At 59.2% G+C, this 25,027-nt stretch carries 24 protein-coding genes; 12 read left to right on the forward strand and 12 right to left on the reverse strand.

Translation table 11 applies throughout. The features are described 5' to 3' along the window. Window positions 1-18: 18 nt before the first annotated feature. Entirely contained in the window at window positions 19-918 is a 900-nt protein-coding gene (gene dapA, locus SIB46_RS08130) for a 4-hydroxy-tetrahydrodipicolinate synthase (RefSeq protein WP_413295656.1), read from the reverse strand. Beyond that, a complete protein-coding gene (locus tag SIB46_RS08135; RefSeq protein WP_413295657.1) occupies window positions 915-1,943 on the reverse strand; it encodes an aspartate-semialdehyde dehydrogenase in 1,029 nt (342 codons plus the stop codon). Before SIB46_RS08135 ends, dapA begins: the two co-directional genes overlap by 4 nt. A gap of 154 nt (window positions 1,944-2,097) precedes the next feature. On the opposite strand from SIB46_RS08135, the gene tig reads away from it, so the two are divergent. The 5 genes from tig (at window position 2,098) to SIB46_RS08160 (ending at window position 8,163) form a co-directional block, all read left to right on the forward strand. Next, the gene (gene tig / locus SIB46_RS08140; protein WP_413295658.1) at window positions 2,098-3,552 is read left to right on the forward strand and encodes a trigger factor; all 1,455 of its coding nucleotides are present in this window, start codon (window positions 2,098-2,100) and stop codon (window positions 3,550-3,552) included. 41 nt (window positions 3,553-3,593) lie between these two features. Beyond that, window positions 3,594-4,217, forward strand: coding sequence for an ATP-dependent Clp endopeptidase proteolytic subunit ClpP (gene clpP, locus SIB46_RS08145; protein ID WP_011934484.1), 624 nt, complete (start codon window positions 3,594-3,596; stop codon window positions 4,215-4,217). Between the two features lie 84 nt (window positions 4,218-4,301). Then, a complete protein-coding gene (gene clpX, locus SIB46_RS08150) occupies window positions 4,302-5,651 on the forward strand; it encodes an ATP-dependent protease ATP-binding subunit ClpX (RefSeq protein WP_413295659.1) in 1,350 nt (449 codons plus the stop codon). A 4-nt stretch (window positions 5,652-5,655) separates the two neighbouring features. Continuing rightward, complete coding sequence (locus SIB46_RS08155; RefSeq protein WP_413295660.1) at window positions 5,656-6,306, forward strand: lecithin retinol acyltransferase family protein; 651 nt, start codon at window positions 5,656-5,658, stop codon at window positions 6,304-6,306. 9 nt (window positions 6,307-6,315) lie between these two features. After that, the gene (locus tag SIB46_RS08160) at window positions 6,316-8,163 is read left to right on the forward strand and encodes a DNA polymerase III subunit gamma/tau (protein ID WP_413295661.1); all 1,848 of its coding nucleotides are present in this window, start codon (window positions 6,316-6,318) and stop codon (window positions 8,161-8,163) included. Here SIB46_RS08160 and SIB46_RS08165 read toward each other — a convergent pair. Both SIB46_RS08165 and SIB46_RS08170 read right to left on the reverse strand, forming a co-directional pair. Beyond that, the gene (locus SIB46_RS08165) at window positions 8,160-9,482 is read right to left on the reverse strand and encodes a glycosyltransferase (protein WP_413295662.1); all 1,323 of its coding nucleotides are present in this window, start codon (window positions 9,480-9,482) and stop codon (window positions 8,160-8,162) included. The genes SIB46_RS08160 and SIB46_RS08165 overlap by 4 nt on opposite strands. A 62-nt stretch (window positions 9,483-9,544) precedes the next feature. Continuing rightward, window positions 9,545-11,191 (reverse strand): SpoIID/LytB domain-containing protein, encoded by a 1,647-nt coding sequence (locus SIB46_RS08170; protein ID WP_413295663.1) that lies wholly within the window; start codon window positions 11,189-11,191, stop codon window positions 9,545-9,547. Between SIB46_RS08170 and rpmI the strand changes: the two genes are divergently transcribed. Genes rpmI through SIB46_RS08185 form a run of 3 tightly spaced genes read left to right on the forward strand, consistent with a single transcriptional unit; the run spans window position 11,142 to window position 12,256 of the window. Continuing rightward, window positions 11,142-11,342, forward strand: a complete 201-nt coding sequence (rpmI, locus tag SIB46_RS08175; protein ID WP_413295664.1) for a 50S ribosomal protein L35 — start codon at window positions 11,142-11,144, stop codon at window positions 11,340-11,342. The two genes, SIB46_RS08170 and rpmI, sit on opposite strands and share 50 nt — an antisense overlap. Window positions 11,343-11,384: 42 nt before the next feature. Continuing rightward, a complete protein-coding gene (gene rplT / locus SIB46_RS08180; RefSeq protein WP_011934477.1) occupies window positions 11,385-11,732 on the forward strand; it encodes a 50S ribosomal protein L20 in 348 nt (115 codons plus the stop codon). 11 nt (window positions 11,733-11,743) lie between these two features. After that, window positions 11,744-12,256, forward strand: coding sequence for a tetratricopeptide repeat protein (locus tag SIB46_RS08185; RefSeq protein WP_413295665.1), 513 nt, complete (start codon window positions 11,744-11,746; stop codon window positions 12,254-12,256). Between the two features lie 10 nt (window positions 12,257-12,266). Here the strand turns inward: SIB46_RS08185 and SIB46_RS08190 are convergent, their stop codons facing one another. After that, the gene (locus SIB46_RS08190; RefSeq protein WP_413295666.1) at window positions 12,267-12,812 is read right to left on the reverse strand and encodes a hypothetical protein; all 546 of its coding nucleotides are present in this window, start codon (window positions 12,810-12,812) and stop codon (window positions 12,267-12,269) included. Between the two features lie 127 nt (window positions 12,813-12,939). Between SIB46_RS08190 and SIB46_RS08195 the strand changes: the two genes are divergently transcribed. From SIB46_RS08195 to SIB46_RS08210, 4 genes are all read left to right on the forward strand, one after another. Beyond that, the gene (locus tag SIB46_RS08195; RefSeq protein WP_413295667.1) at window positions 12,940-13,746 is read left to right on the forward strand and encodes a thiazole synthase; all 807 of its coding nucleotides are present in this window, start codon (window positions 12,940-12,942) and stop codon (window positions 13,744-13,746) included. Between the two features lie 69 nt (window positions 13,747-13,815). Further along, window positions 13,816-13,986, forward strand: a complete 171-nt coding sequence (gene psb34, locus SIB46_RS08200; RefSeq protein WP_413295668.1) for a photosystem II assembly protein Psb34 — start codon at window positions 13,816-13,818, stop codon at window positions 13,984-13,986. A 64-nt stretch (window positions 13,987-14,050) separates the two neighbouring features. Next, window positions 14,051-15,241: an NAD-dependent epimerase/dehydratase family protein gene (locus tag SIB46_RS08205; RefSeq protein ID WP_413295669.1), complete on the forward strand. Its 1,191-nt coding sequence runs from the start codon at window positions 14,051-14,053 to the stop codon at window positions 15,239-15,241. A 6-nt stretch (window positions 15,242-15,247) separates the two neighbouring features. Beyond that, a complete protein-coding gene (locus SIB46_RS08210; RefSeq protein WP_413295670.1) occupies window positions 15,248-16,393 on the forward strand; it encodes a glycosyltransferase family 4 protein in 1,146 nt (381 codons plus the stop codon). Window positions 16,394-16,403: 10 nt separating this feature from the next. On the opposite strand, the gene mrdA is transcribed toward SIB46_RS08210, so the two are convergent. The 7 genes from mrdA to cbiD form a co-directional block, all read right to left on the reverse strand. After that, a complete protein-coding gene (mrdA, locus tag SIB46_RS08215) occupies window positions 16,404-18,203 on the reverse strand; it encodes a penicillin-binding protein 2 (protein WP_413295671.1) in 1,800 nt (599 codons plus the stop codon). After that, window positions 18,200-18,412: a hypothetical protein gene (locus SIB46_RS08220; RefSeq protein ID WP_413295672.1), complete on the reverse strand. Its 213-nt coding sequence runs from the start codon at window positions 18,410-18,412 to the stop codon at window positions 18,200-18,202. The genes mrdA and SIB46_RS08220 overlap by 4 nt, the downstream gene beginning before the upstream one ends. 42 nt (window positions 18,413-18,454) lie before the next feature. Next, complete coding sequence (locus SIB46_RS08225) at window positions 18,455-19,108, reverse strand: hypothetical protein (RefSeq protein WP_413295673.1); 654 nt, start codon at window positions 19,106-19,108, stop codon at window positions 18,455-18,457. 105 nt (window positions 19,109-19,213) lie between these two features. Then, a complete protein-coding gene (locus SIB46_RS08230; RefSeq protein ID WP_413295674.1) occupies window positions 19,214-21,199 on the reverse strand; it encodes an acyltransferase family protein in 1,986 nt (661 codons plus the stop codon). A 63-nt stretch (window positions 21,200-21,262) separates the two neighbouring features. Continuing rightward, entirely contained in the window at window positions 21,263-22,222 is a 960-nt protein-coding gene (locus tag SIB46_RS08235; RefSeq protein WP_413295675.1) for an FkbM family methyltransferase, read from the reverse strand. A 60-nt stretch (window positions 22,223-22,282) separates the two neighbouring features. After that, window positions 22,283-23,878 (reverse strand): glutamine-hydrolyzing GMP synthase, encoded by a 1,596-nt coding sequence (gene guaA / locus SIB46_RS08240; RefSeq protein ID WP_413295676.1) that lies wholly within the window; start codon window positions 23,876-23,878, stop codon window positions 22,283-22,285. A gap of 25 nt (window positions 23,879-23,903) precedes the next feature. After that, entirely contained in the window at window positions 23,904-25,025 is a 1,122-nt protein-coding gene (gene cbiD, locus SIB46_RS08245) for a cobalt-precorrin-5B (C(1))-methyltransferase CbiD (protein ID WP_413295677.1), read from the reverse strand. Window positions 25,026-25,027: the final 2 nt, after the last annotated feature.

The following is a 25,027-nucleotide window of genomic DNA, read 5'->3' on the forward strand; positions in this document are numbered from 1 at the left end:
CCCGTCCATCGCCAGGAGTCAAGTGGGACGCAGGGCGGCCATCAAGGTGGAGAGGGTGTCACGGACGGAGCTATCGGCTGGCATCAAAGGCAGACGGGGAGCACCGACAGGCCATCCCTGAAGTTCCAACGCCGCTTTCACCGGGGTTGGATTGCTGGTACAGAACAGACCCTCCATTAAAGGGAGGAGCCGTTCATGCAGGGCTAAGGCTTCAGCGTGACGTCCGGCCATGTAGTGGTTAATCATCGCGCTGAGTTCAACGCCAGCCAAATGGCTGGTGACGCTGACCACGCCCACCGCTCCAGCGGCCAACATCGGCAACGTCAAGCCATCATCGCCGCTGTAGATGGCCAACCGTGAATCACAGGCCAAACGCAAGGCACTGACTTCGCTGGTGGTGCCGCTGGCGGCCTTGTAAGCCACAACGTTGTCGCAATCCAGCAAACGAGCCGTCGTGGCCGGATGCAGGCTGCAACCGGTGCGGCCAGGAATGTTGTAAAGCATCAATGGCAGCTCTGGAGCTGCGGCTGCCACAGCGCGGAAATGGGCCTCAAGCCCTTCCTGCGGCGGGCGGTTGTAGTAGGGCACCACCACCAGGGCCCCATGGGCACCTAGGGCAGCGGCTTCGCGGGTGGCTTCCACTGCTTCAGCGGTGCTGTTGCTGCCTGTTCCGGCCAAGACGGGCACCTTCTCTCCCACCGCAGCGAGAACGGTTTTGATCAGCGCCAGCTGCTCATCCCAACTGAGGGTGGGGGATTCACCCGTCGTGCCGCAAACCAGCAGGCCATCGGAACCATTGGCGACCAGGTGCTGAGCCAGGCGAGCGGCCAAGGGAAGATCCAGCGATCCATCGGCTGCAAACGGCGTCACCATCGCGGTGACGATCCGTCCAAAGGGGGCTGAGCTAAGGCTGCTCATCGGGCCGACTCCAGCAACAATTCAGCGATTTGCACCGCATTGAGGGCCGCGCCTTTACGGATCTGGTCACCGCAGAGCCACAGTTCCAAGGCCTGGGGGTGACTGAGGTCCTGGCGAATGCGGCCCACAGCCACCGGATCGCGGCCGGTTACATCAGTCGGCATCGGGAAGCGGTTGGTTTCGAAGTCTTCGATCAACTCAACCCCAGGCGCTTGGGCGAGGGCTGCGCGGGCTTCAGCCACGCTCAAGGGGGCTTCAAATTCAATGTTGAGCGCTTCGGAATGGGCCCGCAGCACCGGAACCCGAACGCAGGTGGCCGAGAGGCTCAGCTCCGGCAGCTGCATGATCTTGCGGGTTTCATTGAGCATCTTGAGCTCCTCCTCGCAGTAGCCATTGGCCTGCAGCGGAGAGTTGTGCAGAAACAAGTTGAACGCCAGGGAGTGGGGCAACACCTCACTGCGCGCTTCACCACCATCGAGCACGGTGCGGCTGAGTTGACGCAGCTCTTCCATGGCCCGCGCACCAGCGCCGCTGGCTGATTGGTAGGTACTCACCACCACACGCCGCAGCGGGCGCAGGGCCGCCAAAGGGGCCAGGGCCAAGGTCAGCAGGATCGTGGTGCAATTCGGATTGGCAATGATTCCTTGGTGGGTCAGGGCAGCTTGAGGGTTCACCTCAGGCACCACCAACGGCACAGCCGGATCCATGCGGAAGGCACTGGAGTTATCGATCACCACAGCGCCCTGCTCCACAGCCACCGGGGCCCACTGACGTGACACCGAACCACCAGCGGAAGCCAGCACCACATCAACGCCGGAGAGGGCTTCGGCACTCACAGGCTCCACGGTCAAGCTTTGACCTTTGAAGACCACGGTTTGGCCCGCTGAACGGGGAGAAGCCAGCAGCCGCAACTGCTTCAGCGGGAAGGAACGCTCCTCGAGCAGGGTCAGCAGTTCCTGTCCAACAGCCCCAGTGGCACCAAGGATGGCGACGGTGGGGGGAATCGCTGCTGAGGCGAAGGTCAAGCGGAATTAACGAGATAACAACAGGTCTTGGCAACAAGCGAGCGGATCTGCGGCTCTTTGCTTTCGCCAGAGGAACAATACGCAATGGCTCCAAAGCTGGCCATCGGACCATCACTTTCTAGTATCGCTGGCTTGGTTTGCTGCGCCCTCCCCGATGACCACCGCTCTCAAGGTCAAGACATCCAGCCTTCCCGGCAGCCGTCTGGCCCTGGAGGTGGGTGTTCCCGCTGGCCGCTGCAAAGCCTCATACGAGGCCGCTGTGGACAGGCTCAGCCGCAGCGTGCGCCTGCCTGGCTTCCGCAAGGGCCGCGTTCCCAAACCCGTGCTCCTGCAGCAAATCGGCCCCCTTCGCGTCAAGGCGTCCGCCTTGGAAGACCTGGTCGACAGCGTGCTGCGTGATGCGATCGAACAGGAAAAAGTTGAGGTGCTGGGCCAGCCGTCCTTGAGCAGCAACTTTGAGGAGCTGCTGGAGAAATTCGATCCCGCCAAGGAATTGGTGGTCACCCTGGAAATGGATGTGGCCCCCACACCAACGCTGAAGAGCACCAAAGGGCTCAGCGCTGAAGCGGAATCCGTGGCCTACGACCCAGCCCGAGTGGATGAACTGCTGGATCAATCCCGCCGCCAGCTGGCCACCTTGGTTCCGGTGAGCGACCGGGCTGCCGCGATGGGTGATGTGGCTGTTGTGAGCTTCAGCGGCGTCTTTGGCGATGACAAGAGCGCCATCGAAGGCGGCAGCGCCAATGGCCTCGATGTGGAACTCGAAGAGGGCCGCATGATCAGCGGCTTCGTCGAGGGTGTGGTGGGCATGAAGCCCGGCGACAAAAAAGATGTGGACTGCCAATTCCCCGACGACTACCCCGAAGAGACCTGCCGCGGGCGTAAGGCGCTGTTCTCCATAACCCTCGATGAGCTCAAAGGCCGTGAGCTGCCGGCACTCGACGACGCCTTCGCCCAGCAAGCCAGTGACAAAAAGACCCTGAGCGAACTGCGTGAAGACCTGGAGAATCGGCTCAAGCAAGACGCCGAGCAACGTCAGAAGAACAACCGCCACGAAGCTCTGCTTAAGGCTTTGGTGGATCAACTGGAGGTGGAACTGCCCGAAAGCCTGATCAAAGAAGAAATCAACAGCCTGCTGCAGGAAACCGCTGCCCAAATGGCGCAACAGGGCATGGATGTGAAAAAGCTCTTCACGCCAGAAACGGTGCAAAACCTGGCCCAAGCCTCCCGCGGTGAGGCCACCGAGCGTCTGCAACGCAGCCTGGCCCTCAAGGCACTGGCCAAAGCTGAGGGCATCAGCGTGGCTGACAAGGACCTCGAAGCCAAGATCAAAGAGGTGAGCGCTGGTTTCAGCGACACCAACAAGATTGATCCTCAACGGCTGCGCGATGCGGTGGCCGAAGACCTGCTGCGCGAAACACTGCTGAGCTGGCTGGAGGAGAACGCCAAGCTGACCATGGTGGAACCGGACGCCGAAGACAAACCAGCGAAGGCCAGCAAGGCCAAAACCAGCAAAACCAAAGCCGAAAAGGAGCCGGCTGCTGAAGGCGAAACCAAGGCCAAGCCCGCCGCCAAAACCAGCAAAGCCAAAACCAAGGCAGCCGAGTAGTTGATAACCCCCATAGATTGAGCCGACTCAGCCGACGGTCCGTGATCGAAGCGATCAGTCACCACCCCATCCACAGCTCTTGGCAAAACACGCTGGTGCCAACGGTGGTGGAGCAATCGGGCCGCGGCGAGCGCGCCTTCGACATCTACTCACGCCTTTTGCGTGAGCGGATCATCTTTTTGGGCACCGGCATCGATGACGCCATCGCCGATGCCGTGGTGGCCCAGCTGCTGTACCTCGAAGCCGAAGACCCCGAGAAGGAAATTCAGATCTATGTGAACTCCCCCGGGGGTTCGGTGACCGCTGGCTTGGCCATCTACGACACCATGCAGCAGGTGGCTCCTGATGTGGTGACCATCTGTTACGGCCTGGCCGCCAGCATGGGGGCGTTTCTGCTCTCCGGCGGCACCAAAGGCAAACGTTTGGCGCTGCCCAATGCGCGGATCATGATTCACCAGCCCCTTGGCGGCGCCCAAGGACAAGCCGTCGATATCGAGATTCAAGCGAAAGAAATCCTTTACCTGAAGGAAACTCTCAACGGTTTGATGGCCTCCCACACGGGCCAAGACCTGGCCAAAGTTTCTGAAGACACTGACAGGGACTACTTTCTTTCTCCGGATGAAGCAGTGGCCTACGGACTGATCGATCGCGTCGTGCGCGACTGACAATTCCAAAGTAATCCTCTAATTAGGGGTGACGCCGGGCCATTTGGACCCGATCCTGCTGACAGAGGCTCTCGCGCGGCGGCAATGGCGAAATTTGACGCCCACCTGAAGTGTTCGTTCTGCGGTAAATCGCAGGAACAGGTCCGCAAGCTCATTGCTGGTCCTGGCGTTTACATCTGCGACGAGTGCATCGACCTCTGCAACGAGATCCTCGATGAGGAACTTGTCGATGGCCAGGCTGGTGCGCGTCAAGGCCAAGGGGATCCCAGCCGCAAGCAAGTCGCACCCCGCAAGCCCTCCAAGCCTGCTCCCACCCTCGCCACGATTCCGAAGCCTCAGGAAATCAAGGCCCACCTCGATGAGCAGGTGGTGGGACAAAACGACGCCAAAAAGGTTCTATCGGTTGCGGTCTACAACCACTACAAGCGACTGGCCTGGCAAGGCGATGCAAGCACGGAACAGGAATCCAGTGCCACGCGCCTGCACAAATCCAACATCCTGCTGATCGGCCCCACCGGTTGCGGCAAGACCCTCCTGGCCCAGACCTTGGCCGAAATGATGGAGGTGCCTTTCGCCGTCGCTGACGCCACAACCCTGACCGAAGCCGGGTATGTGGGCGAAGACGTGGAGAACATCTTGCTGCGCTTGCTGCAAAAGGCTGACGGCGATGTGGAGCAGGCCCAGCGCGGCATCATCTACATCGATGAGATCGACAAAATCGCCCGCAAGAGCGAGAACCCCTCGATCACTCGCGATGTGTCTGGAGAAGGCGTCCAGCAGGCCCTGCTGAAGATGCTGGAAGGCACCGTGGCCAACGTTCCCCCCCAAGGCGGCCGCAAGCATCCCTACCAGGACTGCATCCAGATCGATACCAGCCAAATCCTGTTCATCTGTGGTGGTGCTTTTGTCGGACTCGACGATGTGATCCAGCGCCGCATGGGCCGCAACGCCATCGGCTTTGTGCCTGGCGAGACCCGCAACGGCCGCACCCGTCAGAAGGATCAAGAGGCCAGCCAAGTGCTGCGCAACCTGGAACCCGACGATCTGGTGAAGTACGGCCTGATTCCCGAATTCATCGGCCGGATCCCGGTCAGTGCCGTGCTTGAGCCCCTCGATGAGCAGGCCCTCGAAGCCATCCTCACCGAGCCTCGCGATGCCCTGGTGAAACAGTTCCAGACCCTGCTGTCGATGGACAGCGTGCGCCTGGAATTCCAACCCGATGCCGTGCGCGCCATCGCCCGCGAAGCCCATCGCCGCAAGACCGGCGCCAGGGCCCTACGCGGAATCATTGAAGATCTGATGCTCGATTTGATGTACGACCTGCCCTCTCAAAACGAGGTGGAGAAGTTCGTGATCACCGAGGAGCTGGTGGAGGAGTGCCACGGCAACAAGGTGGTGCCTCACCCCAGCAGCCTGGAGCAGCAGAGCGCCTAACGCCGTGGCCGCGGCCGATCACCTGGAGGTGCCACGGCGCCACGGGCTGTTCATGCACCACGGCATTGATCTAGGCGATGGCAGCGTGGCCCACTACCTCGAAGGGGAGCAGATTCTGCGCAGCCCCCTCGAGGAGTTTTGCTTGGGCGAAACCCCTCGGGTGATCAGCTACGACGACGCTGATCCCAGCGGCCAGACCCTGCGCAGGGCCATGAGCCGCATTGGCGAGCAGCGCTACAACCTGCTGTTCAACAACTGTGAGCACTTCGCGGTCTGGTGCAAGACCGGTCAACACCGCAGCAGCCAGGTGGAGCGAGCCCTGGGCAGCGGTGCGCTGGGGGCTTTGGCGATGGGTCAGATGCTGCCGGCGGCCCTCCTGGCAACCGTGCGGCTATTGCTGCAACGGGGGCTGAGCATGGAGCAGGGAGCTGGCGTGGCACGCCGGGCCCTGGCTGAACTAACAAGCCTGCGCGAGCGGCTGCAAGCACGACTGGAGCGTGAACTGCAGCAGATGGAGCAGTGGTGGCAGCGCGAGAGCAACAGCGATGCACTGCCGCGGCTGCAAGCCCAATCACTGGCGGACCAGTTGGCTGCTGTTGATGAATTGGAAGGACAGCTCAAACGGCTACTGGGAGAGAGCGACAAGGCTGAGTAGCCTCCACCCATGGCCTACGAACCGCTGCACCACAAGTACAGGCCCCAGCGGTTTGATCAACTTGTGGGCCAAGAAGCCATCGCCGCCACCTTGAGCCAGGCGCTGCAACGGGGCCGGATCGCTCCGGCCTATCTATTCAGTGGCCCGCGCGGCACCGGCAAAACCTCCAGCGCCCGGATCCTGGCGCGATCACTCAATTGCCTCAGCAGTGAGGGGCCGACCGCTGAACCCTGCGGGACATGCGAACTCTGCACCGCAATCGCAGCCGGTGGCGCCCTTGATGTCATCGAAATCGATGCCGCCTCCAACACCGGGGTCGACAACATCCGCGACCTGATCGAGCGCTCGCGCTTTGCACCGGTGCAGGCGCGCTGGAAGGTCTATGTGGTGGATGAATGCCACATGCTCTCCACCGCGGCGTTCAATGCCCTGCTCAAAACCCTCGAAGAGCCGCCGCCGCGGGTGGTGTTTGTGCTGGCCACCACCGATCCCCAGCGGGTGTTGCCAACGATCTTGAGTCGCTGCCAGCGCTTTGATTTCCGCCGCATACCCCTTCAGGCGCTCGAGCAACACCTGCTTTGGATAGCTGAGCAAGAGGCGATCAACATCACCCCAGAAGCGGTGCACCTGGTGGCCCAGCTGGCTCAAGGGGGCCTCAGGGACGCTGAAAGCTTGCTGGATCAACTCAGCTTGCTGCCGCCCCCCGTGGAACCCGACGCGGTGTGGGAACTGCTGGGAGCCGTGCCGGAGCAGGAGCTGCTGCAGCTCGCCGGAGCCTTGCAGGCCGCCGACCCCTTGGACCTACTGCAGAGCTGCCGCCAGCTATTGGATCGCGGCCGCGAACCAGCTGCTGTGCTGCAAGGCCTGGCCGGCTTGCTGAGGGATCTGGTACTCGCCCTAGCAGCCCCACAACATCTGGAGCTCACTGGCTTTTCCCCGGCCAATCGCGAGGCGCTGCCGGCTCTGGCCCAACAACTGGGGCGTGCGCGACTGTTGCGCTGGCAAGAGGGCCTGCGCGGCAGCGAAGTGCAATTGCGCCAAAGCGCCCAGCCGCGGCTGTGGCTTGAGGTGTTGCTGCTGGGCCTGCTGGCTGAACCCCAGGCCGGTGCGATCGCTGCAGCTCCAGCACCGGTGGCCCAGGCACCTGCTCCAACTCAAACGCCAGCGCCTGTCTCAGCTCCACCTGCTCCAGCTGCCGCACCCGTTCCGGTGCCCGCTCCTGCCGCTGAGCCGGCCGCAGCCCCTGCACCAGCAGCCACCACAACACCGGCGCCAGAAGCCGCTTCTGCTCCCGCTCCCGCAGCCGCCAATCTCGATCTCAATAGCCTCTGGCAACAAATCCTGGCCAGCTTGGAGCTCCCCTCCACACGCATGCTGCTGACGCAGCAAGGGGAACTAGTTCGCCTCGACAACCAACGAGCTGTTGTGCGCGTGGCCCCCAATTGGGCCGGCATGGTGCAAAGCCGCCTACCTCTGCTGGAGCAAGCGGCCGCCAAAGTGCTTGGGCAACCCCGCCAGGTGGTGCTGGAAGCCGGCGAACCGAGCCAGCAAAAGCAACCACCTCAGCCCCCCGCCGCCGCAGCTCCGGCCCCCATGGCGTCACAGCAAGCGCCACCGACTAACCCAAGTCCAGCAGCTGTGACGCCACCGCCGGCACCAGAAGCTCAGGCAGCCGCGCCAGCCGCTCCTCCAGTGGCGGCAGCATCACCACCACCGTCTGCGGAACCTCCCGTTGCCCCCCCAAACGAGGTGCCGACTCCACCACTACCCGCCAATAGCGGTCAATTGGAACAACAGGCCAAGCGCTTTGCTGACTTCTTCGATGGTGCCGTCGTCAGCGACGACACCGCGGCCTAACTGCTGACGCTCAAGCCAGCGTGCACGGTCTTGGCCCAAACCAACCGTTTGGGGCGAAGGGCCATGCGAACCGCCACCCAGGGGATCACCAAGAACCAGTGGATCAAATAGGTGTTCGCCACCAGCAGGTTCCAACCGGTGGCCTTTGGAAGCTCAGGCCCTTCTGAATGGCGACGGCCTGAACGCCACAACGCCAGAGCACTGAGGCTCAAGGTCGACACCGAAAGGGGCCACAGCAGCGGCCACTGCCGCCACCAAATCATGCCGAACACATCCCCCACCGTGGCCAACGGCAGGCCGTATTGGAGCAGGAAAAAGACAATCAAATCCCGCTGTTGACGGCCGCTGAGGCGATCGGAGAAGAGCGCCGGCCAGTAATCCAAAAAGCGCTGCAAACCGCCTTCCGCCCAGCGCTGCCGTTGACGCCAGAGCGCGCCCCAGCGCATCACCGGCTCCTCATCAACGACGGGATTCCACAACACGCTCACCTGTTGGCCCGCCAGCAGCAGGCGGAAGCTGAGATCCAGATCGTCGGTGACGGTGTCTTCATTGAAGCCGCCGCAATCCAACAGCACCTGGCGGCGGATCAGCTGACCGTTGCCGCGCAGTTCACCAATTCCCCCTTGGGCGATGCGGCCCAGCTGCATTTCAGCGTCGAAGGCCATCTCCAGGGCTTGGGAGCGCGTCAACCAGTTGCTATCAGCGCCCACCACGGCCTTGCGAAGTTGCACAGCTCCCAGGGCGGAATCATTGAGCTGAGGCTGCAGCCGCAACAAGACATCAGGCGTCAGGGCTGCATCGGCATCGAGCACCAGTAACCAATCCCCCTGCAGTTGGGGCAGCAGGGCATTGAGCGCCCCGGATTTGCCGCCACCGGCATTGCGAGGCCGGCGGCGCACCTGCAAGAAGGAATGGGTTGCGCTGAGCTGGTTGAGGATCTCGGGAGTGCGGTCATCGCTGCCGTCATCCATCACCCAGAGCTTGAGGCGATCAGCGGGGTACTCCAAGCCAGCGATGGCCTGCACCAGCCGGGCGATCACCTGCTCCTCATCGCGGGCGGCCACCAGCACATCGATGGCCGGGACCACGGCATCAGCAGGCGGAGCACTGCTCACCGCAGCTGCTGAACTGCGGCCACGCCGCAGGGTGGAGAAGCCGTAGCCCCCCAGCATCAACGTCAGACCAAACGCAGGCAGCAAGCCACGCACTGGCCCCAGACAATGGGGGGCAGCCCCAGCCCACAAACAGGCCAAAACAACGATCAAAGCCTTGCGCCGCCGACCATCTGACCACGCCAGATCGTCGATCACAGACGCCATGACGGGCGATTCAGATGCTGGGGAATCGCCGTTCGGCATGCAGGCCTGAACTCCGGCGCACTTTAAGGGGATACCTGCGAAGAAAGATTTTTAACCGGCTGCAGCTCCGCACCTGGGAAGTAGTGGCGCAAAATCCGCTCGCTGCTCCAGCCGCGGCTGGCCAAATCAATGGCTCCGGCCTGGGAGAGCCCTGCGCCATGGCCGAATCCACCACCGTCAAAGAACCACACAGCTGGGCTCTCTCGCTCAACAACAAACAGCGTGCTGGGAAGCGCCCGCAACTGACGGCGAATCTGATCCCGCTCGAGCACCCAACGCCCGTCCGTTCCCACAACGATGAGCTGAAGCACGCGGCCGCTGGGGCCTCGGCCTGCCACCGAGACAGCCTCAGCCGCGCCGATGGGGCTACCGGCAGCGGCAGCCAACTGCTCAAGCCGCGTGGCGCTGTAACGGCGCGTCCAACGGAACCTTGGATGGCCAGCGCCATAGAAATTGCGGTTCCGCAGCAACGAACGCACAGGGCCATCCCCTTGGATCGGCAGCGGAAATTGCTGGGGCAATGGAACGGGGCCATCCACGGCCGGCTTGAGGTAGGGCTGGGCCGAGGCTTGCCACACCTCCTCCAAGCCCGATGACACCCCGCCATTGCTGGCGCTGTAAACCCCATGCAGAGCTTGGCCATCCCAGGTGAGCACTTGGCCTGCGGTGCTGGCTAAGGCCTGCCGCACGGCACCGCCTGCAGCGGAAGGATCGCTGTACACCTGGCACTGGGTGTCAGAGCAGAGGTGATAACCATCCACCGCAAAACGCCCGCGATTGGCCATGGCCCACGTGCGGGCCAAAACGGTTTGGGCCTTGAGGGCTTCAAGGGGCGAGCCAGCACCAATCTCATGGGGCACAACCCCGAGCAGATAGCTCTCCATGGGGGCCTGCTGCAGCAGGGTCCAGCTGCCATAGGCATCCCGTTGCAGCCGGAAGCGGCCGCGATAGGTCGCACCTGCCCAACGCAACCCCTCAGGGGCATCGATCTGCAGCGGTCCCTGGATCACCGTGGGGGTGCCCTGGCGATCCAGCACCGGTTGCCAAGACTGCGTATGGGTCTCACTCACCAGGCGGCTGGGCTGGCCTGGATCCGGACTGCCCAGGGGCGCCCAAACCTCCCAATCCGCCGGATGGGCCACCACAGCCGCAGCACCTTGTTGTTGCCAAGCCTCCGCCTGCTGCAGGGCTGATTCATGGGACGCAAAGGGTCCCAAAACCTGCCGTTGGATGGTCAGCGGTTGCGCCAGGGGCTCCTGGCTCCAGCGCACTGGAAAGGCTGAGCCCTGCCAACGCTCGCCATCGGCTGCAGTGAGCAGCAGGGTTCCAGCTGCGGCGCGCAGCAACAACTCCGTGGGAACACCGCCACGGAACTGCGGCAAATGGGGCACCAAGCTGACCCACAGCTCAGGGTTGTCCCCTTGCAGGGGGGGCGCTGGCTGGGTGGGCCAGTGCAGCGGAACCACCGGCTTGGGGGGCGCTTCGGTGGCCCTGGGAGCGGAACGACAACCCGCCACCAGCACGAGCGGAAGCGTTAGGCCAATCCACGGGATAAACGAAAAACTTGGCGAAAGGGAGGTTCGCCCCGTAACTTGATTGTTTGTGCGCAGGGCGTCCGACATGCCAAAGCTCAAGACCCGCCGGGCCGCAGCCAAGCGTTTCCGTGTCACGGGCAGCGGCAAGTTCATGCGTCGGCGCGCGTTCCACAATCACTTGCTCGACCATAAGAGCCCTAAGCGCAAGCGCTACCTGGGCACCATGGCTGTGGTTGATGAGCGCGACCACGACCGGGTGAGCCACATGCTCCCCTACTCCGGCTGAGCAGCAGCCCTTTCCGCTTTTAAATCCCCATCCGTTTGAACCATGGCCCGCGTTAAGAGGGGCAACGTCGCCCGCAACCGCCGCAACAAGATCCTCCGCCTCGCGCGCGGCTTCCAGGGAAGCAATGGCACCCTCTTCCGCACCGCGAACCAGCGGGTGATGAAGGCGTTGTGCAACGCCTACCGCGACCGTCGCCGCCGCAAGCGCGATTTCCGTCGCCTCTGGATTGCACGCATCAATGCCGCGGCTCGCATGAACGGCGTCAGCTACAGCCGTTTGATCGGTGGCCTCAAGAAGGCTGATGTGCGCATCAACCGCAAGATGCTGGCCCAACTGGCCGTGCTGGATCCCTCCGGCTTTGAAACCGTGGTGGCTGCCGCCAAGTCCTGAAACCAGCGCTAATGAACTTCGCCCTGCCCCAGGCCTACCTATTGGGCCTGATCGTGTTGCTCGGCGTGGTCTCTGTGGTGGTGGGCCGGCAGGTCTTGCGCGTCAGGAAGCAAGAAGGGCAATTGGCGAGCTTGGAAAGGCGTTGCCAAGACACCAACGCCGATGCCGCCAGCCTCTACGAGTTGGGCTCGGTCCAACTCGACAAGCGCCTGTTCGCCCAAGCAGCCAGCAGCCTCAAACGTGCAGCCAAGCTCTCGGCGAGCGAACCGGCAGAGGCAAGGGCCTTGATTGAAAACGCCCTGGGCTTTGCGTTAGCAGCGCAGCAAAACCACAAAGAAGCAGTGCGCCACTACCGACTGGCGCTCAAGGCCCGTGGGGACTATCCGGTGGCGCTCAACAACCTCGCCTACTCACTGGAAAAACAGCAAAAGGGCGATGAAGCCGTGGAGCTGTATCAACGCTCCTTGGAGTTAGAACCCGGTAACCGCACAGCTACCAAGCGGCTCAAGCTGTTGCGCCCCTAACGGCTAACGGTTACCAAAGCCCGCGAACGGGCGGTTCCTGATAGCCAGTGATGGGCTTCAGGCTCAACAGTGCCGCGCGACTCGTCAGCCGCGGACCGATCCACATGCTGATGTTGAACATCTGCAGCCCAAGGAAATTGCCGCCTGGCTCCAATTCAGCCGGCAGATCATCACCCAGTGGCACCAGGCTGAGTTGATCAGTTGCAGCGTTCAGATTGCCCTGAACAGGAAATGTCTGGCCGGCAATGGTCAGCTGACCAAACACATCAAGCATGGCCTCAAGGGGGACGAGGCGATCAATCACCAAATCTGCAGGCAGGTGCTCAGTGGATTTGGCCAAGCGCAACGTTCCTTGCCATTGACGCGGCAGCTCCAATGCAAGCTTGCGGGCCCGTTTAATCGGATCAAAGGTGCGGACTTCGATGCGATCTGCATCGAGCGGCTCAATGGTCTCAACTTCCAGTGGGCTCACCATGGCTGGCGCCGGCAGATCAACCGGGAGCAGCGCTGGATCAGTCATTGCCACCAAGGGCAGAAACGGCAGCGGCACAGCCATCAATAAGTCGTTACAGCTCAAGGTAAGAAAGCTGTCAGCAAATTCAGCCGCAGGCGCACCAGCTCGTCAGCCGTTCGAAGCCAACAGAGGCTTGCGCAAAGCCGGCACCACGCCGCACGATCAAATCATGGCCACCACCACCCAAGACACGCCGCTGCAGATCGGCAGCAGGCGTTTCAACAGCCGGCTGATGACCGGCACCGGCAAATACCCCGACATCCCCTCGTTGCAGCAGAGCATTGAGGCCAGCGGCTGCGAGATCGTCACGGTGGCTGTGCGCCGCGTGCAGAGCGGCGCTCCAGGCCATGGCGGCCTGATGGAAGCCATCGACTGGACCAAGATTTGGATGCTGCCCAATACCGCCGGCTGCACCACCGCTGAAGACGCGGTGCGTGTGGCACGCCTGGGGCGAGAACTGGCGGCTTTGGCCGGCCAGAGCGACAACACCTTCGTGAAGTTGGAGGTGATCCCGGAAGGCTCCTATCTGCTGCCCGATCCGATCGGAACCCTCGAAGCTGCCAAGCAACTGGTAGCTGAAGGATTCACCGTGCTGCCCTACATCAACGCCGATCCGCTGTTGGCGCGCCGACTGGAAGCGGTCGGTTGCGCCACCGTGATGCCCCTGGCTTCCCCCATCGGCAGCGGCCAAGGATTAGCCAATTTGGCCAACATCAAGCTGATCATTGAGGCAGCCAACGTTCCGGTGGTGGTGGATGCCGGCATTGGCGTCCCCAGCGATGCCGCCATGGCCATGGAAATTGGTGCTGACGCCCTGCTGATCAACAGCGCCATTGCCCTCAGCGGCCATCCCCCCACCACAGCGCGGGCCATGGCCTTAGCCGCTGAGGCCGGACGCCTGAGCCACCTCAGTGGGGCCATGCCCAAACGGGCCCAAGCCAGTGCCAGCTCGCCGCAACAGGGCCGGATCACATAAAGGCTTTTTAAGACTATGAGCTGAAATGCCTACTGCTCCATAGGGTCTGCATCAATTGGCTTAACTCCCATGGCAGTCACCGAGGAAGACGGCGGACGGCTCAATCTCTTCGCGTCAGAACCGCGAATGACCTACGCAGAGCCCGCCACAACAGGCTCAAACAACAAGCGCCTGATGATGATCGGCATGGGCGGAGCGGTCGTGCTGGCAATGATGGCGGTGGCCGTCCGCATCAGCTGAAGCTCCGGAACCCTGTAGTAGCTTGCCCGGATGGGAGCTCGGCTCCGTTCGTCAGGAGACAGTCGTGAAGGTCCTGGTCCTTGGTGGTGACGGCTTTTGCGGCTGGCCATGCGCCGTGAATTTGGCCGATCAGGGCCACGACGTTCTGATCGTTGACAACCTCAGCCGCCGCAAGATCGACATCGATCTGGAGGTGGAATCGCTCACCCCGATCACCAGCATTGGGGAGCGCCTCAAGGCCTGGAGTGAGATCGGCGGCAAGCAGATGCGCTTTGTCCACATGGACATCGCCCATGAGTACCAGCGGCTGCTGGATCTACTGCTCGAGGAGAAGCCCGACTCGGTGGTCCATTTCGCCGAGCAGCGCGCCGCGCCCTATTCGATGAAGAGCAGCGCCACCAAGCGCTACACCGTCGATAACAACGTCAACGGCACCCACAACCTGCTGGCCGCCATCGTGGAGAGCGGCCTCGATATCCACGTGGTGCACCTCGGCACCATGGGGGTTTACGGCTATGGCTCCCACCGCGGCGCCACCATCCCTGAGGGCTACTTGAAGGTGGAAGTGCCCCAGCCCGATGGAAGCCGTTTTGAGGAGGAGATCCTGCACCCCGCCAGCCCGGGCAGCGTTTATCACATGACCAAGACGCTGGATCAGCTGCTCTTCCTCTACTACAACAAAAACGATCAGGTCCGCATCACCGACCTGCACCAGGGCATCGTCTGGGGCACCAACACCGAAGCCACCGACCGCGATCCACGCCTGACCAATCGCTTTGACTACGACGGCGACTACGGCACGGTCTTGAATCGCTTCTTGATGCAGGCGGCCATTGGCTATCCGCTCACCGTGCATGGCACCGGCGGCCAGACCCGCGCCTTCATCCACATCCGCGACTCGGTGCGCTGCGTGCAGCTGGCCTTGGACAACGCTCCGGTCAAAGGCGAGCGGGTCAAAATCTTTAACCAGATGACCGAAAGCCATCAGGTGGGCGAACTAGCCAAGAAGGTAGCGGCGCTGACCGGCGCGCAGGTGAACAACTTGCCCAATCCCCGCAACGAAGCGGTGGAAAACGATCTGATCGTGGACAACCGCTGCTTCATCGAGCTGGGCCTCAATCCCACAACTCTCGATGACGGCTTGCTGAAGGAAGTGGTGGAGATCGCCACCCGCTATGCCGACCGCTGCGACCGCAACCGGATCCTCTGCACGTCCGCCTGGACCAAGACCCAAGAACAGGCCATTGCCGGCTAACGCCCAGTGAAGATCGCCTTCTTCACAGAAACCTTCCTGCCCAAGGTGGACGGGATCGTCACCCGTTTGACCAAAACCGTGCGCCACCTGGTGGAAGCCGGCGATGAGGTGGTGGTGTTCTGCCCAGAAGGGGCGCCAAGCCACTACATGGGTGCCAAGGTGGTGGGCGTCCCAGCGATGCCCCTACCGCTGTACCCCGAGCTGAAGCTGGCCTTGCCCAGACCAGCGGTCTCCGAAGCCATTGATGCCTTCCAGCCCGACCTGGTGCATGTGGTGAATCCTGCGGTGCTGGGCCTGGGCGGCATCTGGCTGGCTAAGAGCAAAGGGATTCCGCTGATTGCCAGCTACCACACCCACCTACCGAAGTACCTGGAGCACTACGGCATGGGCATGCTGGAGCCCCTGCTCTGGGAACTGCTCAAAGCTGCCCACAACCAAGCGGTGCTGAACCTCTGCACCTCCACCGCGATGGTGCAAGAACTGAGCGACAAAGGAATTCAGCACACCGCCCTGTGGCAGCGCGGTGTCGACACCGATCTATTCCGCCCCGAACTGCGCAGCGACGCCATGCGCAAGCGCCTGCTGGGAGAACACGACGACCGCGGTGCTCTGCTGGTGTATGTGGGGCGGCTGTCGGCTGAAAAACAAATCGAACGGATCAAGCCTGTTTTGGACGCCCTGCCCGACGCGCGCCTGGCCCTAGTGGGTGATGGGCCTCACCGCCAGCAGCTGGAAAAGCACTTTGAAGGCACCGCCACCACCTTTGTGGGGTACTTGGCTGGAGAAGAACTAGCCAGCGCCTATGCCAGCGGCGATGCCTTCCTGTTCCCATCAAGCACCGAAACCCTTGGGCTGGTGTTGCTGGAAGCCATGGCGGCCGGCTGCCCAGTGGTGGGCGCCAACCGCGGCGGTATCCCCGACATCATTAGCGATGGCACCAACGGCTGCCTCTATGAACCCGATGGGGCCGATGGCGGTGCCGCCAGCCTGATCGAAGCCACCCGCAAACTGCTCGGCAATGACATCGAGCGCCAGGGCCTACGCCATGCCGCCCGCAGCGAAGCCGAACGCTGGGGCTGGGCCGGTGCAACCGAACAACTGCGCGGTTACTACCGCCAAGTCTTGGAGACCAACCTCACCACAGCGGCCTGAGGGCTGCGCGTTAATCACCTTTCTGCGAATGCCAGGCCAAGAGCACCTTTTTGGCCATCGGCAGGGCATGCACTGATCCACCGCCTGGCGTGTTCTGGGCAAACGCAGCCACCACGATTTCAGGGTTGTCGTAGGGAGAGAAACAGCCAAACCAGGCATGGTCTGGACCGCCCCGTTGGCTGTCTTCTGCTGTTCCTGTTTTGCCAGCCCCAGGGGGAAGAGCAGGATCATTGAGGCCATAGCCGGTGCCATCAGCCACCACCTTGCGCAGGCCGGCGCGAATGGTTTCAAGGGTGCTGGGCTTCATGTCCACCTTGGTTCGCAGCGGCGGCGCCGTCCAATCCTGTCCTTGATCGGCCAGGTGGGGCGTCACCAGGTAACCGCCATTGGCAAACACGCTGTAAGCGCGGGCCAATTGCAATGGCGTGATCTCAACAATCGACTGGCCAATAGAGGCTGAGGCCATGTCTTCTGGAATCCAAGGGGTGGTTCCAGGTTCCGCCCAGCCGCGACCTTCATTGGCCCAATCTTCATTTCCCACCAACCCAGGGCTCTCCTCGTAGCCGATCTCAACCCCGCTGGGGCCATCAAAACCTAGGAGCTTGGCGGCTTTGTAGAGCTCACGCGACCCCACGCCAACACCCACTTGATAGAAAAAGGTATTGCTGGAAAAGCGCAGCGCATCTTCGTAGCCGATGGTGCCAAAACCGGCGCCGTTGTGATCCGGGAAGCAGTGGCCGCCATAGGTGATGCAGCCCATGGTCTTCAGCTTGGTGCCAGCGGGGAACCTGCCCGATTCCATCCCCGCCATACCAGTCACCACTTTCCATGTGCTACCTGGGTTGTAGGCATTCATCGCCCGGCTGAAGAGCGGCTTGTTGGGCGACTTAAACAGGGCGTCGTATTCCTGCTGCGTGGTGATCAGCTTGGAGAAGAAGTTGGGGTCAAAATTGGGCTTGCTGGCCATCGCCAGAATCGCCCCGGTGGTGGGATTCATGGCAACGATGGCGCCACCACGCTTGTCAGCGAGGGCCTTCTCCGCGGCCCGTTGCAGATCCAGATCGATCGTCAGCGTGAGGTCTTTTCCGGCCTTGGAGGGGCGATCACCCAGATAGCGCTGCACCTCTCCGTTGGCGTTCACCTCCAACATCTGGCCGCCCCATTTGCCGCGCAGATGGCTTTCGTAGGCCGCTTCCACGCCAATACGGCCAATCCGGTCGCGGATCTTGTAGCCCTTATCAATCAAGACGTCGTATTCGTCTTCGGTGATCGGCTGGGTGTAGCCCAAGGTGTGGGACGCCAACATCCCGTGGGGGTAGAAGCGCAGAATGTCCATATCCACGCTGGCGCCAGGCAGATCAAGGTTCTGCTCTTGAAAACGCAGCACCTGCTCCGGTTGCAGACCATTCACCAAAGGGATCCGGTATCCGTCTTTGCCCATGCCGCGCTCGCGCGCTTGATCCAAGCCCTTGGGATCAAGCTGCAGCAAACCCGCCAAGCGATCCCTCAAGGCTGGCCATTGCTCATCGGTGACCAACCGGGGCTCAATGAACAAGGTGTAGGTGAGTTTGCTGCTGGCCAGCACACGGCCTTTACGGTCGAGCAAACGCCCGCGGATAGGCGAGCGCGGCATCAAACGGATGCGGTTTTCGTCAGCTGCCACTCGGTTCTCGGCGCCGTGGAGCAATTGCATCCACACCAGGCGCATCCCGATGGCGCTGAAGAACATCAACAGCACCAGCAGGATCACGCCGGGTTGCTGCCCCATGCCGCAAAAGCGGGCATCACGGCGTGAGAAACCGAGGCTCATGGCAGCAGCTTGGCCTCCAGTTGCTGCAACCGGGCCGTGATAGCTGTCAAGCGCTCTTGCAACGCCTCCACACTGGCGGGCTGATCAGGATCTTCCACCGTCACCTCAACAGGCACCACCGACTCTGCAGGCGTCGCCAACTTCTGGCGCGCAGCGTCCATCAGCTGCATGCCAAGACTGAGCCAGGGATTGATAGAAGGTTCAGCCATCAGCCAGAGGAATTAGATCCAGGCTGCCACGCTCTGGCGGTTTTAGCGGCTTCTTTGAACCCCAGGTTGAAGAATCAACTCACGGCAAAACTGCTGGGAACCCAGATGCCAACCCAGAAAACCAGCGGTGAGGATGAGCCCGGTCACCGGCAGCAATGCCCGTCCGGTAGTGGGATCAGCTAACCACTCCCGCCACTCGCGCACCCAGCGCTGACGGCTGAAACGACGCTTCTCAGCCTTTTCCTCCTGGCTGCGGCGGCGCAGAGACTTACCGACCCAATGCTCGAAGGCCTTCTTCTTGGTGACCGCCATCTTGCGCTCGAGCTCAAGCAGCTGGCCGGCAGTCAGCTCCGGGTTGAAAGTGCTGATCAGCTCAAGGCTCTTGAGGAACATCTCTACGGAACCATCTTTGATGGCGCGGTCCTCATCACTCAGGCTTTCCCAAACAACCTCGGGATAGAAGCGCACACGATTCGTGGTGATCTGGTCCTCATTGAGTTGACCGGGCTCGCGCAGCCAACGGTCCGTATTGGCATCAAAGCGCCGCCAATACAAGAAGGGATTGAGGTAAACCGTCTTACCGGCGAGCTCGATGCTGTCCTGTTGCAACCGCCGTTGCAACTGCTGGTTTTGCTGGAGAGGCGCTGAGCTGGCCACAACACGTCGGTCGGTGTCCGATGGTATCGGCGACGGCAAGGCAAAACCAGGCTTGACAAGCCCCACACTCTTTAAGTGGGCCACCCAAGCTGTCGCGCCAGACGCCACCCCTTAGTCCCGGTGATCACGACCACCGGGCGATTTTCAATCAGAACGTTGAGGATTGATTATTTCTCTTAACTTTCCAACGTACAGACTAGAGCCATACCCAGAAACATGATGACTGTCATCGAACAAATAATTGCCACTCGCGTCTTCTGTTTCACAACTACTTTCGGAACATAAGAATTGAGCAGGGTCGAACAAACGGACATTTCGATGGGCTGCGGCAAACTGACCCAATTGATCAACAAAATAAGACCTTTGCTCTTCAAAGAACTGCAGGTCGACTACAGCCTTGGGATGATTCACAGGACAATTCGGATCTGATATCGATAGCTGGAACCACTGCTTTTGACAAAATTCAGGCCGTGCCACATATCTGCGGATCCAGTCAAAACGAGGCGGGGGCAACACCATAATGAATTTGCTGCTCACGGAATCAACTACTAAGCTCAGACTATTAAGGTAAGAATCAAATGCATCCTGCCAACTCATTTCCAAACTTTTAGAAGTCCATTTCCTTGCAATAAAATCAGGATTAGCAATAGCTTGATTAGGAGGAGAAAAATAACCAAGCCAATAAGGGGCTACAAAAACATAATCTGGAGAATAGGCCTTAAGATGAGCAACAAATAATGATGGATCTAACAGCTCTACTTCCACATCTGGAACATCAGTATTACCATAAATATTCCGGTTAAACAGGAAAGAATTGCCAGTATCCAGCGTAAAATGCAGACAATCTCCTTCCGTTGCTGAAAATAATGACTTACCAAATGCAACAGCATGACTATCACCAACAACCCACTGCCTGGAGGCAGGCGATGCAGGGGAGCTACCATCAAAAATTGGGCATTGCGGATATGTCAAAGTCTTACCCGCATACAATCTTGCAGAATTTAAGGAGAGAAAATAAAGACCAGAAACAAAAGCCGCAATGACTGTTATTCCAAAAATAATGTTTTTTGCTGTCGAATGCAGGAAATTTGCTCTTCGCAGCGGGTTTTCTATATAGCGGTATGAAAACTCTGATATTAGCCATATAAGAAGAAGCTGAGGAAGGACTGACCACCAATGAACCCCGATTGTCCACCGACTTAAAGCTAAGACTCCCCAATGCCAAAGATAAAGGGAATAGGATAAACGTCCGATCTTGACAAATACAAATGACGATAGAACTTTACGAAGAATAGAACTCTTCTCTTTAAATAAAAAACTAATGAGCAAACAGGATAAAGCAACAATTAAAACCGTGGAATACAGACCAACTTCAACTGGCAAGAAAAAGCTAATAAGTGTTAGGACTACTGTCATTGACAGCAACAGATGAGATACTAAAGAGTTCTCATATTGACGCCGCTTAATGAGCAGCACATATAAAATTGAACCAATACCAATTTCCCAAAAGCGAGCCAGTGGAGAAAAATATGCAACGGAAAGATTGATTGGATAAAAATAAATAAAATAAGTAAGTGACGCAAGCACCAGTGGACATACTAAGAAAAGATAGTTGTTTTCACGATTGTTTCTAAACCCGAGAGCCCCTGCTGCCATCATGACAAGGAAAGGGAATAATAAATAAAATTGTTCTTCAATGCCCAAAGACCATGTCTGCGTGTATGGATTAAGCTCTGTAGAATGAGAGAAATAATCAACGGATTGCTTCAGCAAGTATAAGTTTGAAAAGCCAAGCAGTGATGAAAGGCCTGTTCTAAGTGCCAACTGGGGATAAGGATTAACAAAAGAAATTAAAATAGCAACAACAACAACATAAAACAACAAAGCTGGAAGCAACCTTTTAAGCCGTTTTTCAAAAAACTTAAAAGCAAATCTGCGGTCAAATTTATTAGCAGAAAAAACAGACATAGTTATCACAAAACCGGAGATAACAAAAAATATGTCTACACCTAAGTAACCACTAGGCAGTAAATCTACATCAAAATGATTGATGATAACTGCAAGCACAGCGACTGCTCGCAAACCATCTAATTGAGGAAGGTAGCCTGAAGTGTTACTAGTGTTCGACATAAGAAGTCCTAACTTCTATTGGATTACAATCATCAAAAGCTAACCTAGGAGAAAAACTGTACTTTAGAAAATCAATAGATCTGTTTCTGGAACGTCCCTGGTCAACGAGTTGGCTATTCCAATCAAAGACTTTTTAGACAACGGAAGGATAACTGATGGAGCATGCATATCAATGAGCTGCGTATTACCAGAAGACATGATGCAAGATACAAACTTTTCAAAACCACCAGAATTCCTTAGTCCATTTGGATGATATTCAACAAGCAAAGGGATTTTAGAATTTTGAAAGGATGGAAAACCAGATAAAATATGCCCCTCTGATCCTTGTGCATCCATAACCATCAACAAACTACTGGTATTAATTTCGGCACGATAAGATTCCAGAGTACGTCCTTGAACCAATACAAACTCTTGGCTATTAAAACTGTTAATTTGTTGCTCCGAAAAACCTACTCGATGGTCACCATGGTTTTGAGCAGATTTAGCAAACTTAAGGGTTGTATTATTTTGATCACAAAGAGCTACGTTTCTTGGTGTAATTTTTTCAGCCAAGTTATTCAATTGGATATTCAAAGACAGCAATTTATAATTCAATGAATCTGGCTCAAAAGCAAGTGCAGAGCTAGCATATTTTGCACACACGGAATACATTGCAATTGAGCCAATATTCGAGCCAATGTCAAGAAGTTGATCGAAGCAAGGCTTCGCTAGAGTTTTCATAACCACATCCATCATCTCGCTTTCATAAGAAAATTGATCCTCAAAAGTAAGACGGCCGATACAAAGATCAGATGAACTTACTATGTACGACAACCCCTCCCTGGTAGGGGCAATTACATATTGTTGCTTATCATGAAATAAGAATAATGATGGTCTAAAAAAAACTGACTTTGAGAGTTGCCTCAATAGCCATAAAATAAAGCGCTTTGCTGAATGATCGGCTTTTATTCGATAGATTAAAGAATCTAACTTATAAGCTAAAGGCCTTTTAAGCCATCTTGATAATGCGCCTAATAAATACATTTAAAGGTGACCTACTAGAAAAACAAAAAGAAATGGCATCAAAATCAATTCCAAATAATTCTATTCCCACTCAATGGTTCCCGGCGGCTTGCTGGTGATGTCATAGACGACGCGATTAACGCCATTCACCTCATTGACGATTCGATTGGAAATGCGCTCCATCAAGTCGTAGGGCAACCGAGACCAATCGGCGGTCATGCCGTCTTCACTGCCCACGCAACGCAACACGATTGGGTAAGCATAGGTGCGCTTGTCTCCCATCACACCAACACTGCGCACTGGCAACAGCACAGCAAACGCCTGCCAAATGTCGTGATAGAGGCCGGCATCGCGCACCTCTTCACGCACGATCAGATCGGCATCGCGCAAGATGTCGAGCTTCTCTTCGCTCACCTCACCAAGAATCCGGATCGCTAGGCCTGGCCCGGGGAAGGGATGCCGCCGGACGATTTCCTCAGGCAGGCCAAGACTGCGGCCCACTTTTCGCACCTCGTCTTTAAACAGACGCCGCAGGGGCTCCACCAACTTGAACTGCAGGTCCTTGGGCAAACCACCCACGTTGTGGTGGCTCTTGATTTTCACTGCCACACGCTCGCCGGTTTTGGGATCGACGTTGGTGCCTGCGCTCTCAATCACATCGGGATAGAGCGTGCCCTGGGCGAGGTAATCAAAGGGCCCAAGCCGCTTGCTCTCCTCTTCAAACACGCGAATGAATTCGGTGCCGATGATGCGGCGCTTTTGCTCGGGGTCAGCGATGCCGGCGAGCTTGTTGATGAAGCGCTCACGGGCATTGATGTACTCCACATTGATGTGGAAGCGCTTGTCGAAGAACTCGACCAAAAACTCGGGCTCGCCTTTGCGCATGAAGCCCTGGTCGATGAACATGCAGGTGAGCTGATCACCGATGGCCTTGTGCAGCAAAAAGGCCAGGGTTGAGGAGTCCACGCCACCGGAGAGGGCCAGCAGCACGCGTTTGCTCCCCACGCGCGCACGCACATCGGCAATGGCTTCATCGATGAAAGCCTCGGTGGTCCAATCCGGCTCACAACCACACACGTGGTAGATGAAATTGCGGATCAGGGCCATGCCGCAGGTGGAATGCACCACCTCGGGGTGGAACTGAACGCCGTAGAGCTTGCGGCCGTGGTGGGCAATCGCCGCTTCTGGGGTGTTGTCGGTGTGGGCAAGGCGCGTGAAGCCATCGGGGAGGGCTTGCACCGAATCCCCATGGCTCATCCACATCGTCGAGCCGTCGTCGACGTTGGTGAGCAGATCGGTGGGATCGTCCACAAATAGCGGGGCCTTGCCGTACTCACCGCGTTCTGATGCCTCAACGGAACCGCCCAGCTGCTGCACCATCAGCTGCATGCCGTAGCAAACCCCCAACACCGGGATCCCCAGATCCCAAATGCCCGGATCGCATAACGGAGCTCCAGCGGCATACACCGAGCTGGGCCCGCCGCTGAGGATGATTCCGCGCGGCTCAAGGGCCTTCAGCTGCTCAAGGGTGGTGGTGTGGCTGACCACCAGGGAATAGACCTCGGTCTCCCGCACACGCCGGGCAATCAGCTCGGAGTACTGCGAGCCGAAATCAAGGATGACGATCGCTGGGCGGCGCCCATCTGCTCCCTCCAGGCCAGCTAGAGCAGCGGACATCGGCACTTAAGGCAATCGAAAGAGCCTAAAACGCGGCCTCAGCGAACCAGGACTGACCTCGCGGTCCAACGGCCCACAACTGACGGGAGCGATCAAACAGGGCGACCCCCGGCTCCAGGGTCAAACCCGTGGTGGCCTGAATGCTGGCTGCCGTGCGCGCTTCGATGGCCGCTGTGATCCGCTGCCGCAACCGCTGCTCCAGCTCTGGTTGCTGCTGCCGCAGCAATTGCATGCCAGCTTCAGTGGTGGCGCTGCTGTGCAGCTCACGAAGCAACTCGCCCTGCACCCCCTCGAGAGCCGCCAAGGCCGTGAGCACCTCGGCGCGGCCATCGGCCAAATGGTGATGGGTGTGAAAGATGCCGCCCGCCAGCTTGAGCAATTTGCCGTGGTAGCCAAACAACAGCAGCCTCTGCACCCCCTGCTCGGCGGCCGCGGCCAGCAGCGGGCCAATCCAATTGCCACTTTTCAGCAGCAGTTCAGCAGGCAAGCCCAGGCGAGGGGCCAAATCCAAGCCATTTTCCCCCACCACCAAAACCAACTCAGGGCAACCCTGCGGCCGCTCTGCGCGCTGACGCAACTCGTCTAAAGCGCCCTGCAACTGATCCGGCGCCGCACTGCGCTGCACGTCGGCTTGGGTGCCGATCAAGGCCAATCCCTCCACCACCCCAAAGGCGGCATTGGAGGTGCGCAAAGCCCGCTCGCGCCCTTGGGGCAACACCACCTCCAGCGCCACCGAGCGATCAGCCGGCACCAAACCAGCCAGGTTGTGCTGCAGCAGCTCGCGGGCAAAGCCCGAGAGGCACACCTCACCTCCCTCCGCCAGGCGGCCCACACCAACACCGGCTTGCACGTCAAAGCAGGCCCCCTCAAGCGGCTCAGCCCAGCGGGCCCGCACCCACACCGCCAAGCCCCGGGTGAGGTCCATGCCAGGGCCAGGATCACAGCGGCTGATGGCCAAGGCACTGCCATCGGCGAAGGGAGCCACCGCCTCAATCGGCAGCTCCCGTTGCCCCGCCGGCTGCAACAGCTCAAGGCCAATGCGCTCCGCCGATGGATCACCCCGGAGCTGCCGCACGGCAGCCACCGCGGCCACCGCCACCCAAACCGGAAGGGTGTAGCCGGAGTCGAGGGCGGACGAGGCGGACAAAG

It is taken from the genome of Synechococcus sp. MIT S9452 (assembly GCF_047304245.1).
Taxonomy (GTDB): domain Bacteria; phylum Cyanobacteriota; class Cyanobacteriia; order PCC-6307; family Cyanobiaceae; genus RCC307.

Coding starts and splice junctions, on each gene's coding strand:
- dapA (WP_413295656.1), bottom strand. CDS start 918: ATGAGCAGCCTTAGCTCAGCCCCCTTTGGACGGATCGTCACCGCGATG.
- SIB46_RS08165 (WP_413295662.1), bottom strand. CDS start 9,482: ATGGCGTCTGTGATCGACGATCTGGCGTGGTCAGATGGTCGGCGGCGC.
- tig (WP_413295658.1), top strand. CDS start 2,098: ATGACCACCGCTCTCAAGGTCAAGACATCCAGCCTTCCCGGCAGCCGT.
- rplT (WP_011934477.1), top strand. CDS start 11,385: ATGGCCCGCGTTAAGAGGGGCAACGTCGCCCGCAACCGCCGCAACAAG.
- SIB46_RS08190 (WP_413295666.1), bottom strand. CDS start 12,812: ATGGCTGTGCCGCTGCCGTTTCTGCCCTTGGTGGCAATGACTGATCCA.
- psb34 (WP_413295668.1), top strand. CDS start 13,816: ATGGCAGTCACCGAGGAAGACGGCGGACGGCTCAATCTCTTCGCGTCA.
- SIB46_RS08185 (WP_413295665.1), top strand. CDS start 11,744: ATGAACTTCGCCCTGCCCCAGGCCTACCTATTGGGCCTGATCGTGTTG.
- clpX (WP_413295659.1), top strand. CDS start 4,302: ATGGCGAAATTTGACGCCCACCTGAAGTGTTCGTTCTGCGGTAAATCG.
- rpmI (WP_413295664.1), top strand. CDS start 11,142: ATGCCAAAGCTCAAGACCCGCCGGGCCGCAGCCAAGCGTTTCCGTGTC.
- SIB46_RS08230 (WP_413295674.1), bottom strand. CDS start 21,199: ATGTCGAACACTAGTAACACTTCAGGCTACCTTCCTCAATTAGATGGT.
- guaA (WP_413295676.1), bottom strand. CDS start 23,878: ATGTCCGCTGCTCTAGCTGGCCTGGAGGGAGCAGATGGGCGCCGCCCA.
- SIB46_RS08235 (WP_413295675.1), bottom strand. CDS start 22,222: ATGTATTTATTAGGCGCATTATCAAGATGGCTTAAAAGGCCTTTAGCT.
- SIB46_RS08160 (WP_413295661.1), top strand. CDS start 6,316: ATGGCCTACGAACCGCTGCACCACAAGTACAGGCCCCAGCGGTTTGAT.
- SIB46_RS08195 (WP_413295667.1), top strand. CDS start 12,940: ATGGCCACCACCACCCAAGACACGCCGCTGCAGATCGGCAGCAGGCGT.
- SIB46_RS08220 (WP_413295672.1), bottom strand. CDS start 18,412: ATGGCTGAACCTTCTATCAATCCCTGGCTCAGTCTTGGCATGCAGCTG.
- mrdA (WP_413295671.1), bottom strand. CDS start 18,203: ATGAGCCTCGGTTTCTCACGCCGTGATGCCCGCTTTTGCGGCATGGGG.